Genomic DNA, 13,915 nt, shown 5'->3' on the forward strand with positions numbered 1-13,915 from the left:
AGCCCGCCGCCGCGTCGCGCGAGGACGGCGCGGCGGACGTACGCCGGGACGGGGCGCCGGGAGGCGCCGGGCAGAACACCCCCGGGCGGCGGACCGCGCCCGGCACCCCCGGGCAGCGGCTAGCCCCGCCCGCCGGGGAGGGCACCGCGACGCGCCCCGCCTTCGACCCCCGGCTCATGGGTGTGCTGCGACGTGCCTTCGGTCCCGGCATCGAGCAGACCGGGCAGTTTTCCGGGCTGTACGGCGCCCTGCACACGCTCGTCGGGGCGTACGGGGCCACCCCGCGCTTCAGCGGCGTCCCGTTCGACCTGGACACCGTGACCCGTCACGTCCTGCGGACGGACCCGGCCGAGAACATCACCCCGCAGCGGCACATGGAGCTGTTCCAGACGATCTCCAGCGCCGCCCGGGCCGGTTGGGCGGGCGGGCTCCCCGGGCTCGTCGCCTACCGCGTGCGGCGGATGGGCGCGCTGCGCCCCGCCTCGGTCCTCACCGACGCCTCCGGCAACTTCCTCGGCCGCAACCTCACCGGCCACGCCGGGCTGACGCTCGACGTCGGCCAGGTCCTGAGCCCCGGCGCGGACGGCAACCTGCGTTCCGCCCCAGCGCCTTGGTCCGGGGAGCACCCGCACGTCGTCGTCGCCGAGCGCGAGGAGGAGACGGGCCGCGTCCTGGTGGCCGTCAACGGGGGCGGGACGGTCCCGCTCGACGAGGAGGAGTTCGCCGCGCTCGTCGCCGAGGACCCCGACCGTTCCCCCGAGGCACCCGTCGCCGTGGGTGTCGGGCCCCGTCAGGGCGGCACGTCGGAGAGTCTGTCCCGGCTGATCGCGGACGGCACGGCCACCCGCGCCTGGGGCGTCACCCGCCCCTTCCGGCTCCAGCCGGTGCCCGACGGGGCCCGCGCCTTCGCCTTCCCGCCGCCCGAGCCGGACGAGCAGCCCGTACCGGTCGGCTCGTGGTTCCCGAGCGACCCGGGCCTCGTACCGGCCGGGCCCGAGGGACGGGTGACGGCGAGCGACGGCTCCACGTACCCCGAATCGGACGTGCGCTCGTACCCCATCGTGACCTCGGACGGCCAGGAGCTCACCGGTCGCGCCTATCTCGACGAGGCCGACATCGCCCGCCGGGAGGAGGCGCTGCGGATGGTCTCCGAGATGATGCACTACTACAACGAGAGCGAGGCGATTCCCGGCCTCTCCACCGCCCGGCGGGGCCCGTTGATGCTGCTGCCGCGCGGACTCGCGGACGCGTACGTCGCCCTCGGCCACGGCGAGGGCGGCCGGGTCGTCCTGCCGATGCACAGCACCGGGCGCAACCACCAGGTCGCGCCCACGGAACTGGGCCGCGAGCTCCGCCGCCGCCCCAGCGTGCAGCGGCTGCGCCCGGACGTGCCGCTGTGGCTCCTGTGGTGCGAGATCGCCATGGTGCGGCCCGGCTCGGACCCGCTCGTCCGCCCGGCGGCGGCGCAGGAGGTCTCCAACCAGACCCGGCGCCACGTAGTGGCCTCCGACGCGCTGGTCGCGCTCGACGAGGGCGACGAGCAGCACCCCCCGGGGCTCATCAAGACCGACGACCCCGACCGGCCCCGGTACGACTGGCACCAGTTCCTGCCGGAACCCCTCGTGGACCGCCTCATCGCGCTCGCCGACCACGCCGGGCTGCCCGGGGACGTGGCGCGGCGCACGACCCGGGTCCTGCGCTGGGTGCGCGCTCTGCGCCTGACCTTCGGCTTCGACATCGACACGCGCCCCGATCGCCAGGGAGAATTTCTCGCCCTCGTCTCGGACTTCGGCGCGCTGGAGCAGCAACGCCTGTGGCAGGGCGGCGCGGAGGGGGCCGAGCCGCTCACGTGGCGGGTCCTGGAGGACCTTACGCAGGCCCACGCCCAGCAGTCGGGCCGCGCGGCGGGCCTGCTGACCGCCGGGACGCTGCACGGAATGCTCAGCGCGGCGGGCAACGGCACGCTGCGGCTCCCCGCACCCCGCGAAAGCGACGCGGTGCGCCAGGCGCCCCCGGCCCCGGGCCGCGCGGCCCCAGGCCCCTCCTCCCGCGTCCTGCTCGCTCCGCCGACGCCCACCCCCACGGCCCCGGCCCCGGGACGGGAGGCGGCGCCCGGCCGCTCCCGCGTCGCCGAGCTCGTCAGCAGGTACGAGGAGATGGCGCGGGCGTTCGACGACCACGAGCGGCGGGGCACACTGCCCGGACAGGAGCAGGAGCAGGAGACGGAGACCCCCGCCCCCGCCCCCCTGGACGAGCACCGCGCTCCGGCTCCGGTGGAGGAGGTGCCCGCTTCCGTGGCGGATGTCCCCGTTTCCCCGGACGCCTACCTGGAGGAGCACGGGCTGACGCCGGTGCACATCCTGCCGGGCGGCGACACGCTCGCGCACGTGCTGACCGCCGTCGCCCCCGTCGAGACCGGCCGGCTCTCGCGGGGCGAACGACCCGCCACACCCGGTGAGTTGCGCGAAGGGTTCGCGAGCGCGCTCGCCACCGAGTTCGCCGTGCCCCCGGCGGAACGCACGCTCGGGCTGCCCGCGGAGGGCCCCCGGCCCGGCACCCCGCTCCTCCCGGCCGGTGAGCCGGACGCCCTCGTCCAGGGCGTGCGGACCGGCCAGGGACCCGGCGCGTCCGAGTGGCTGACCCTCGCGGTCGCCGCCCCCGTACTGAACCTGCGCCTCACCGTGCTGCTGCCGGACGGCAGGACATGGACCGCCGGTTCGCGCGAGGGCCGCGGGGCGGTACTGCTCCACCAGGAGAACCCCCCTCCGCACACCTCGCCCTGGCTCGCGACGGAGCCCGCCGACGCCGCCGCAAGGGAGCCCGCGCGCGCGGTCGCAGCCACGCCCCCCGTGCGTACGGCGGCGGCGCCCCCGCCCGGCCGTACGGCGCCCGAGGTCTTCTTCGGCGTCGAGACCCGCCCGGTTCGCGAGGACCCGCGCCCGGCCGAGACCGTCCCCACCCCGCCGCCCGCCCGCACGACGCTGCCCGAGCCCCGTACCGAAGCGGTCCCGCCCGTGGAGACCGGCACCACGACGGAGACGGTGGTCGAGGACGAGACCACGACGGTCGCGCCGCCCGTCGCAACGGAGACGGTGCCCGCCTTCTCGCCGTACATCCAGACCTACGGTGCGCGGCACGACGGCTCGGTCGGTTTCGTGGCCTACGAGGTGCCCTCCGACGAGGTCCTGCACGGCCTGCGCGAGCAGGTCATGGCCGCGCTCGGTGTCGAGGCGGGAAGCCCGCACCAGGAGGCGGTGCGCGCCCATCTCGACCGCGTGCTCGACTCCACCGAGACTGCCGGGAACCTCCCGGCGGTCCGCGGCCCCCGGGGCCACCGCGTCACGGTGCCCGTCGGTGACGTGGAACGCACGGTGGACGTGCGCCTGCGTCTGACCGGGCCCGGCCCCGACGCGCGTACCGGTGTCAGCCGGTCCCTGCCCCGTACGCGGCGCCTTGAGCGGCAGAGCGAGGGCGTCCAGGCCCTCACGTCGGCGCAGAACTCCGGTACCGCGCGCACCGTGTCCCTGCCCTACCTCGCGCTCCCCGAGGTCGCCTCGGGACCGCTGCGCTGGGTCTCCGTCACGGTGGCGCCCGGCCTGACGCTCCGGCAGCGCTCGCTCAACATCGGCGTCAGCGAGAGCCTTTCGGTCAAGATCCTCCAGCGCGCGGGCGACGACGCCCGTTCGGTACGGTTCGACGGGGCCTGGCAGGTCCGCGTGGACGCCGAACCGGCCGCCGCCGACGGCTGGGACACCGAACAGGTCCACGGCCCGCTGCACGTCTGGTTCCCCGGGAACCGGGTCGGCGCGGAAGGGGACGCCGCCGAACTGCCGCGCGCCGCCGGGCTCGACACCTTCCCCCTGTGGGGGGTCGAGGACATCCTCGACGCGGGCCTCCTGACACGACAGGTGCTCGACCATGAGGACCTTCCCGCGCAGCGCGACCTCGGTGCGGAGTCCCGGGCGGCTCTGGAGGACTTCCTGGACGAGCAGCTGACACGCGGCTCACTGCACCTCCAGCGCGACCGGGGGGTCAGGTCCCCGCTCCTCACTGACGCCGACGGCACCGTCATCGGCTTCGTCCTCGTCCGCGCCGTCGTCACGCCCGGCACGCCGTACCACCGGACGGCCGACGGGGACAAGGCGCTGGAGGTCCGCTTCACGCACAGCTCCGGCACCGACCGCTCGGCCCGTGTCGTCAGCGGTGCGGGCATCGGCGTCGCCTTCGCCCCGATGTTCACCTCCCGGACGGAGCAGGGCCACCCCGGTGCCGCCGACCACTGGGGTGGAAGGTTCCAGTTCAGGAGCGCGCCCTCCTGGCAGTCGGGCGACGCGCTCAACACCGGTGCCAAGTCGGGCATGATGCACGGCCTCACCACCTCCAGCGGTCAGCTGCTGACGCCCGCGGACCTCACGTACGAGGTGACGTTCGTCCGGGCGGGCGGCGGGACGCAGGGCCCGGTCCGGATCGCGCGCGGCGAGGAGAGCGTCCAACTGCGGCTGCTGCCCCACGACACCGTCGCGGGGGCGGCGCCCACGGAGGAGGAGCGGCGCGGGCTGCCGCCCCACCTCGACAGCCTCTCCGCCATCGGGTACACCGCCGTCCCCCTCTCGCTCGAAGGGGCCGACGAGGTCTTCGACCGGGCCGAGGCGCGGCTGCGCGCCCTCCACTACCTGCCGCCGCTGGAGCACCAGCCCTGGGAGGGCCGTATCCAGCGGCGGCGCGCCCGCGCCCAGTTGGTGAACCTCCAACGGTTCGAGCAGCTGCGCTCCGGCATCGGCCGGGCGACCGCGCTCCCGGACGGCGTCGAGGGCGGCAGGCCCGTCTGGTTGGACCTGCCCGGCCTGACGGGCGGCAGCACGCGTGTCGAACTGCGCATGACCATCACCCGGGACCGCACCCCGCGCACCGGGGAGACCGGACCGCCCGCCGCGACGCACGAGCTGCGGCTGCCGGACGTCGAGACCGTCGCCACCGGCTCCCACGAGGCGCGCGGCACCCGCGAACGGTCCACCGCGCTCGGTCTCGACCTCAGCATCGGCGGAGGCCCGCGCCAGCCCGCCGGAAACTGGTCGGTGGACTACCTCGTCGACGGCACCTACGCCCGTACGTGGGCGCGCTCCGCCACCGCGGGCTCCGCCGTCGCGAGCGAGCAGGCCAACACGAGCAAGAGCGGGGGGACGGAGATCTTCGCCGTACCCGCCCGGCTCGCGCTCGACCTCTACCAGGGCACCTCGCAGGTGCCGGTGGCCCGCTTCGCCGAGCCCCCGGCGCCACCGCGCCCCGCGACGGACGCCGCCCCCCGGCCGGTGACCACCGCCGGTACGGACACCGACACCGAGGTCCCGGGCCTCAGGGACGTCCCGCCCGGCACCGAGACCGTCCCGCTCAGGGACCTCGCCCCGGAAACGGAGACCGCACCGCGTACGGAGACCGCACCGCGTACGGACGCGGAGCCCCGTACCGACGCCGAGCCCCGTACGGAGGACGCCGATCCCGAGGGCGGGATCGTGCCTCCGCAGGGGGAGGCGCAGCCTGCCACGGCGCCCGTCGTCGTCCGGCTCGCCGTCGCGCACCACCGCACCCTGCCCCGCCCGGCGGACGCGGCGCCCGCCGAGGTCGCCGAGGCCCCGGGCTACACGATCCGCGCACCGCGCACCGGGACCGGAGCGGACAACGACCGCACGCTTCTCGGGCTCGTGGACGAGGAGGGGAACCCGCTGCCCGGCGTCACCAAGCTCCTCGACGAATCCAACGTGGACCTCTTCCGGGCCACGGAGGCGATCCAGGCCGCTCTGCGCCTCTTCGCCTCCGGCGACTACCCCGGCCGGCCGGAACGCGGCACCTTCGGCCAGCTGTCCGAGTGGGCCCGGCAGGCCGCCGCCCTGCCGGGCGTGCGCCCGGTGAGCGAGCGTCTGGTGGGCCAGGACCCGCGGGACAGGGGCACCTTCGCGAACGAGGCGGCCTACCAGCAGACGCGGGTCTCCAGCCTCCTCGGCCGCGCGCACCAGATCCTCAACGGCGTCTACACCGTCGAGGGGATCGTCCTGCCGGGACTCGGCGCCGACCAGCACCTCGCCGTGGACGTGGAGGGATACCTCCACCACCCCACGCTCGACGAGGAGTTCGCCACCCACGGCCAGAACGACGTGAACGCCACGGACATCGCCGCCGAGCGACGTACGACGAGCAGCTCCACCACCCGCGCCTTCGGGGTGAGCGGCCTGCGGGGCGCGCCCCGCCCCACGCCCGAGGATACGGTCGCCCGCATCGTCCGGGGCAACATCGGCGGTACGGGCTCCCGTACGCACCGCGGCGAGCACGTCGAGGACACGTCCTCCAGCAGCGCAACCGTGCGCGGCGGCACCGAGGGCGCGGCCCAGCACCCCATCACGGCCGACCTCACCCTGCTGCTCACCATCCGGCACGGCACGGCCAACGTCGTCGGCAACGCGGTGGGACTCGGCAGCGGGAACGACATCACGCTCGCCATCGACGTGCCGCGCGCCGTCCAGTTCCGGCTCTACCCGGGGCAGCTCATCCGCGAGGCGCGGTGGTTCAGCGGGATCGAAGGGCTCGTCGTGCCGACGGCACCGCAGTACACGGTGTCGCTCCCGGACGACTTCGTCCGCACGCGCGAGCCGGGATTCGGCGTCGTCCTCTCGGTCACCCAGCTCGACGACCCGGTCACCCGCCGCCCGCGCCGCAACCGCATGTGGCACGAGGTCACCCGGCTCGTGGAGCGCGTGGCATCCGGCGTCACCCGGCCCGGGAACATCGCCCACCTCCCCGGCGTCGCCGCCCTCGTCGCCGACCAAACCTCGCCGACGCGTCTGCGGACGCTGCCGACACGCGGTTCGGTCAGCCTGTGGTTCCGGTACGGGGCCCGCGCCGACGCCCACCTCGTCGAGGTGACGCTGCGCGCCGAGCCCGAGGCGCAAACTCCGGGCCTGCGCGAGATCCAGGGCCGCCCCGCCGGGGAGAAGACGGGCGTGGAGCAGCAGAACACGCACGCCCCGGACAACAGGATGGAGAGCGACACCGTCTCCCGTACCGTCACGGGGCTCCTCGACCTCGGGCTGCGCGACCCGCGTCCGGGCACGTCCCGCTACACGGACCGCTGGTCCCTGCTGCCCTCGGCCGTCCAGGGGCGCGCCCTCACCCGGCGCTCCGAGCGCACCGCCGACGACCGCTTCTGGCAGCGCTCCGACAACGTCGCGGACTTCGACCGCGTCGGCTACCGCTTCACCGTCTCGGCGCGCACCAGCCTCATCCCCGAATCGCTCTTCGACCTGGTCGGCGGCCTCCTGGGCCGGGGGCTCGCGTCGATGGCGGACCGGGGAGAGCGCTACTGGCTCCCGGCGTTCCTGAGCGGCTTCTTCCACGGGGCACCCGCGCAGGAGGTGGTCGTCCCGGCCGACGTGGCGCTGCGCTTCGCGGGCTCCGACAGCGTCGCCCGGACCGACACGGGGCACACGGCGGACGGCGTCCGCCAGTGGACCCCGCTGCCCGCGCGGGTCACGGAGAGCGACCCGCTGCTGACCCCCGCCGAGGAGGAGACCACCCCGGCCGGGGCGCGCACCCTGAGCGCGCACCCCCGGTTCGTGCCCACGAGCACCACGCCGCTGAGCCACTTCAACGCCTTCCCGGAGCTGGCCGAGGCGATCCGGGCGGTCTCGCCGGGCATCGAGGGCCACTGGGGCCTGACGGCCGACGCCCACCCCGACGCGGGCAACGCGCGCCTGACCGAACTCGCGCAGTCCGGGCGCCCGGCGGCGCTGACCGGACCGGCCACGGCGGCCGGTCTCCACCCCCGGATGCCTGGCGGCTGGCCCGTGATCAGCGGCACCGAATCGCCCGTCACCCTCCAGGTGACCGTGCACGACCCGCGCCCCTTCGCACCGGGGGCGGCGGACATCGCGGCGGACGGCGCCAGGACCCGTACGCGCGTCGCCGTGAGCACCGCCACCAACAGCCGGGGCCTGGAGCTGGGGCAGCGCTTCGCACTGAGCGCCACGCCGAGCAACGACCATGTGGCCGGTACCGGTCAGCCGTTGCTCTCCGCGCAGCCCGCCACCCGGGGCAGCGACAGCTCGGTGACCACCGGGAGCCAGAACCGGGTCAAGAACGGCACGACCTCGGCGGGCGACACGTACACGTACCTGGCGCACGCCGACGTCGTCGTCACCGTGACCGGGCCCGAGGGGGTCCGGTGGGTGACCGGCAGCGCCACCGTGCGGGCCGGGGAGCGCGACCTGCTCGGCTACGGCGTCGTCACCACGCCGTCCGTGCCCTGGGCATACGACCTGCCCTCGGTGGTCCGCGAACGCCGGGCCGCCGAGGACCGGGCGCGGCGCGCCGCGCCGGACGAGGGGACGGCCCCCGCGCCCGCCCGGACCCCGGCGGAGCCCGGCGCCTGGCGCACCGAGCCGGTCACCGAGCTGCCCGCCCTGCTCGCCTCCGGGATCGACCCCGAGCAGGAGGCCGTGCAGTTCTGGCTCGACCTCGGCGCCGACCCGGACGCCTCCGCGCTCGCGCACGCGCTCTACGTGGGGACCCGCGTCGCCGCGATCTCCCACCGCCGTGTGGAGCTGGCCGTACGCGGCACCACGGGGCTGCGGTTCTGGCCCATCGAAGCCGACGGTTCCCTCGCGGACGTCACCCCGGCCACGAGTGGCGGCTGGGAGCAACTGCGCCGGGCCGTCGACGCGTACACCCGGGCGGTGGACCGGGAGGCCGCGGCCATGGCGGCCCAGCAGCCGCTGGACGCACGCCTGCCGGACCAGCGCCAGCAGGTCGCGGAGGCGGACGGGAACCGTCGGCAGCGGCAGTCCCGGATGGAGGAGGCGGAGGCGCTGTACACGGCCGCCCACGACACGCACACCGCCCTCGTCACCGAGCGGAACACGCGACGGGAGGAACTGGGGCAGGCCGGGCGCGACCTCACGGAGCGGCAGGCCGAGGTGACCGCCGCGGAGCGCGACCTCGCGGCCGCCGACGAGGACGTGCGCGCGGCGGCGAGGGCCGTCGCCCCCGCACCCGACGGCACGCCCGCCCCGGAGTCGGCCGCGCACGCCCTCCCACGCGCCGAGGGCAGGCAGCGCGACGCGGTGCGCGCGCTCGGCGCCAGGGAGGAGGGGGAGCGGACCGCGCGGCGCGAGGTGGACCGGCTCACCACTGAGGTCGGCGGCCTGGACCGCGCCATCGCGAACGCCAAGCGCGTCATGGACGACAACCGGCAGGAACGCGACAGGGCCCGGGGCAGGCACCGGGACGCCGTCGCGCGGTACGAGACCCTGGACGGCGAACGCGCGCGGCTGGAGGAGCGCTTGGAGGCCCTGCGCGGGGACCAGCAGGCCCACGCCCAGCAGGCACGCGACGCCTGGGCGAACATGCCGGGCCCGGCCGGGCGGCTCAGCGCCGACCGCTGCGCCGAGCGGACCGGAGGCTCCGGCTTCCCGCTCGACACGCTCACCCCGGGACCGCGCGGGCGGTGACCCCCGGGGCCGGTGCGCCGCGCGGTCGGCACCCGGGGCGTCGTACGCGAAGGCCCCGGCGGGAGATCCCCGCCGGGGCCTTCGCGACTGCCCGGGTCGTTGCCCCGGACCGGTGCTGCCGGGTCAGCCGACCACGGTCCAGCGGCTGTCGGCGTCCGTACCGCAGTCGTCGAGCTGGAGCTGCGTGGCGCGGGCCATGGAGTCGTCCTTGACCTCCATGCACAGGTGGTTGCTCGCGTAGTTGCGCACGCGCACCGTGCCGTCCGCCACCGGGTCCAGCCACCACAGCTGGTTGTCCCGCGTCGAGCCGTCGCAGCGCGCCTCGATGAGCTTCGTCGCGGGCGGCTGCGCCCCGAACATCGGGACGTCCAGGCACAGGCCGTCCTTGACGTTGGCGAACAGCACGAGGTCGGCGCCGCCGGGCCCCTGGCCCGCGCCGCGCACCGACATGCTCCAGAGCTGGTTGTCCTTGTCGGTGCCGTCGCAGTAGTACTGCATGATCGGCTGGTTCACGGCGCCCTTGCCGTAGCCGGAGACGTCGGCACACATGCCGCTGTGCGCGTTCTTCAGCAGCACGCGGGAACGGCTCGCGTCCGCGAGCGTGCTCTGCTTCTTCTCCTTCGGCGCTTCCTCCTCCTTCTTCTTCTTCTCCGCCTCCGGGGAGGGGGAGGTGACGGTGTCCACGGGCGGGAGGGCGGCGCCCGCCCCCGCTCCGGCGGCGACGGGGTGCTTCGCCGGCGCCTTCTTTCCGGTCTCCCGGCCGCCGGTCGGCGAGGAGGAGGCCGAGGGGCTGATTCGCCGCTGCTGGGCGGCCAGGTGCTGCTGCTTGCTGTCCTCGTCGGACTGGTAGCTGCGCCACGCGCCGAGGCCCAGGGTGGCGCCCGCGGCGAGCGCGAGCAGGGCCGTGGCCCCGGCGATCCTGGTGCCCACGCGGGAGCGTTCGCCCGGTTGCTGGGCGGTCTTCGTCAGCGCCTCGACGAACCGGGCCCGCTGTCGTCGTTTCGCGTCGTCCTGCTCGGTGTCACTCAACGCTCGTCCCCAAGTCAACAATGGTCCAACTGTTGGCAGCCGGTCGCTCCCGCTTCCGCCACTGCCGCCCCGCCCCCGTCCGGTCCGTGCGCCAGTCAACCAGCGCGCCCGCAGCCCCGGGCGGCACGCCGGACGCGGTGGGCACGGGATGGGCACGAACTGGACAGGGCCCGCGCGGCACGCCCACCCCGGGGGCGGGGCGCGCGTCCTTTCGCGCGAATCCGCACGGCGCGAGTCTTTCACGGACCGCGCCCTCTGCGCGGCCGGGCGGTGCCCGGTACGGCCACCCCGCGTTCACCGCGCCGCCGTCCCGTACAGCTCCCGGTCCCGCAGCAGTTCGGCCGCCTTCGTCAGCGCCGCCGAGAGCCGCCGCCGGTAGGTGCTGAAGGACAGTCGCGCCCGGCTCGCCGCCGCCTGCTGGCTGCGCGGCCCGCTCAGATACGTGATCTCCAGGACCTCGCCGAGCTGCCGCTGCCCCGCGTGCGCGCGCAACTGCTCCACCGTCTGCGCGAGCACGTCGCGCAGCGCCGCCGCGTCCCCGCCCGGCGCCACCAGCCGGGTGCCGAGGAGCGGGTTCTCGGCGAGCTGCCGGAGGTCCTGCGCGTCGCGGTAGGCGTGCTTGACGGCCTCCGCGAACGCGGGCCACGGCAGCTCCGCTCCCGGCGGGCCGCTCGCCGGGGCGGGCAGCGCCGAGGGATCGTCCGTCAGCAGCCGCTCGCACAGCGCCGCCGCCCACGCGTCGAAACCTGTGCCCCGCCAGTCCTGTACGTACGGGAGCACCGCCTCGCCCTCCGCTCCCGGTACGGGGGCCTCGCGCAACTGCCCGTAGAGGCCGAGCAGCGCGGCGAGACCGGGCCGGTCCTGGACCGTGCAGGTCCAGCTCACCGCGAGCCTCGGCACCGTCGCCCACAGCGTCGTCAGCGCGAACGCCGCCGCCGCCGGGGGCCCCGTGCTCCACCGCGCGAGGAGCAGGCGCTCGCCGCGCCGCAGCGGGGCCCGCTCGCGGGTACGGGCCAGCGCGGCCCGCGCCACCGGGTCATCGGGCAGGCCCGTCATGCCCGCCTCCAGCCAGGGGGCGACGAGCACGGCCACGATCCCGCCGCCGTCCTCCGCGAGGGAGAAGGCGGACGGCTGCCGCTCCCACCACGCGCGGGCCGTCGCGGCGGCGACCTGCCCGTGCTCCTTCGCGAGCGCGGCCAGCACCGCGTCCAGGTCGTCCGGGCGGGCCGTGCGCACGTGCAGACGGTCCGTCCCCTCCCAGTCCACTGCCTCCCGCACCGCCCGGTTGACCCGCCCCAGGTGCGCGAGCCCCGCCCCGAGCGCCCAGCGCCCCCCGGTGCGCTGGGCCAGTCGCTCCGTCAGGTGGGCGTGCAGCCTGCGGTGCAGGCGCTCGTACTTCTCCAGGCCGCGCCAGCGCAGGTCCACCACGAGCGCCTTCCGTACGAGCGGGTGCGGCACCAGGCCCTCGGCGGTGCTGCGCACGAACGACAGCCCGCGCAGCCAGTCGCCCAGCGCGTGCGCCTCCGCCACCGGCACGCCCAGCGTGTGCCGTACCAGCTCCTCCGTCGTGACCCGGGCCAGCGCGAGCACCGCGAGGGCGTCGCGTCTGGTGGGGGAGGGGTTCTCGCGCAGCAGCAGCCGAAGCAGTTCGCCCACGAGTTCCGGCGCGTCCTCCAGCGCGGCGCCAGGGCCGGCCCCCCCGGTCTCCGAGCGCTGGCGCGCCTCCGCGAAGAGCGCCAGGGCCAGCGGCAGCCCGTGTGCGGCCCGTGTCAGGGCCGGTACGGCCGTCTCGGGGACGTCCCGGTCGCGCAGCAGCCGGGCCGACTCGGCGTCACTCATCGCGCCGAGCACGGCCGTGTGCAGCAGGTCCCACCACTGCGGATCGGTGCGCCACTCGGCCGAGGGGGGCCACCGCGCGCCCACGAGGACCGGCCGGTCGGCGGGCAGGCCGGGCAGGAACACGTCCCGCAGCCACGCCTCCAGCGGGCCCAGCAACTCCCCGGAGTCGATGACGAGCAGTTCCGTCCCCGCCGGTGCCCCCTGCGCCTCCAGCGCGCCGAGGAAACCTTCCGGTGTCGGCGCGGTGCTGCGCATGTCGATCACGCGGACTGTCCTGCCCTCCTGCTTCGCCTCGGCCACGAAGCGGCGCAGGAGCGTGCTCTTGCCGACGCCCGCCATGCCGTGCAGCCACAGCACCTGACAGCCGGGCTGCTCACCGAGCAGCGACTCCCGCAGTAACCGCAGTTCGGCGACCCGGCCGGTGAAGAGCCGACGCCGCCGGGCCGTCGCCACCCCCGCGGGGGAAGCGGCGCCCTGCGCCTGGGTGAGGGGGGGAATGTGCATGGTCTACCTGTCGGACTGCTCAGGGTCGCCGTCGGGAGGCGTGGCGGCGCGGGAGGGACGGGGAGGGGGAAGGGACGCCCGGAGGGGGGTGCGGGGCGGGCGGCGGAGGGCCGGTCGCCCCGCACCCTCCGCGCGTACCCCCCGCCACCCCGGGGGGAGCCGCGCGCTCCGGACGTGGACGCGACGCGGTCCCCCGCCGCACCACGGGCCGCGCAAGGAACTGCATGGGTAACCGCCTCCGACCTCACCGGACGGGATGTCTCTCCCGTCTCCGCCACCCCGCGCGCGGCCCCGGACACACACTTCCCCCGCCCGCGCCGACCCGCTCCGCCGGGCGGCGAACGGCTCGCCGCCCGCAGTAACAGACGACGCAGGCATCCCGCCGGTTGCACCCGCGGAGCCCCCTCGCGTGTGTGGATCGCATTCGAAACACGCGAAAGGGACCGTACCCCTCCCGTTTCACCCCCCCACCCACCGCGCACACCCAAGCGTGGCCGGCTCCCGGCGCCGCCCGCCGTCGGTTCATTGTTCGCCATGGGTGAGGCCTCCTCCGGTAGGCGGGCTGGGTCAGGAGAGCCAGTCCGTGTAGTGCGTGGGGGCGATACAGGCGTCGCCCATGGTGGTGAGAACGTCGCCGCTGACAGCGGCGAGCATGCCGGCGGTGACGACGCTGCGACCGTCGGGACGGGCGTTAAGGGTGATCCGTCCGAGGTCGTCGAGGAGGAAGACGTCGGGCCCGCCGACGTTGAGAGTGCCGTTCAGGGGGTACCCGCGGCGACTTCGGCGACGGCGTCGGAGACGTCCTGGGCGGCGATCGGCTGGATCGGGGTGGCGGGCAGACGGACGACGTCACCCTCAGTGGTCTACGAACAGGACCGCGGCGACGAACTCCAAGCGGCACGGCCTCGTGCCCTGCCGCGTTCAGCTTCTTCACGACCTGCGATCCGATCAGGCCCGTACCGCCGACCACTGAGAACTTCATCGGTTGCCTTCCATCACGTACTGCTGGGTCCTGCCCGCAGCCTGCGACGGCTTGTTGCGCGGCG

General features: G+C 75.6%; 3 protein-coding genes and 1 pseudogene. 1 reads left to right on the forward strand and 3 read right to left on the reverse strand.

Annotation, left to right across the window (positions count from 1 at the left end; translation table 11 throughout):
* The first annotated feature begins 176 nt into the window (after positions 1-176).
* Positions 177-9,497, forward strand: a complete 9,321-nt coding sequence (locus OG611_RS36075; protein WP_266431408.1) for a lonely Cys domain-containing protein — start codon at positions 177-179, stop codon at positions 9,495-9,497.
* 123 nt (positions 9,498-9,620) lie between these two features.
* Here the strand turns inward: OG611_RS36075 and OG611_RS36080 are convergent, their stop codons facing one another.
* From OG611_RS36080 to OG611_RS36090, 3 genes and pseudogenes are all read right to left on the reverse strand, one after another.
* Positions 9,621-10,526 (reverse strand): RICIN domain-containing protein, encoded by a 906-nt coding sequence (locus OG611_RS36080; protein ID WP_266430048.1) that lies wholly within the window; start codon positions 10,524-10,526, stop codon positions 9,621-9,623.
* A gap of 294 nt (positions 10,527-10,820) precedes the next feature.
* Positions 10,821-12,869 (reverse strand): hypothetical protein, encoded by a 2,049-nt coding sequence (locus OG611_RS36085; RefSeq protein ID WP_266430051.1) that lies wholly within the window; start codon positions 12,867-12,869, stop codon positions 10,821-10,823.
* 567 nt (positions 12,870-13,436) lie between these two features.
* A pseudogene (locus OG611_RS36090) lies at positions 13,437-13,851 on the reverse strand (NAD-dependent epimerase/dehydratase family protein).
* Between the last annotated feature and the right edge of the window lie 64 nt (positions 13,852-13,915).

Origin of the sequence: Streptomyces sp. NBC_01363, assembly GCF_026340595.1 — a bacterium.
In the GTDB taxonomy this organism is placed as follows: domain Bacteria; phylum Actinomycetota; class Actinomycetes; order Streptomycetales; family Streptomycetaceae; genus Streptomyces.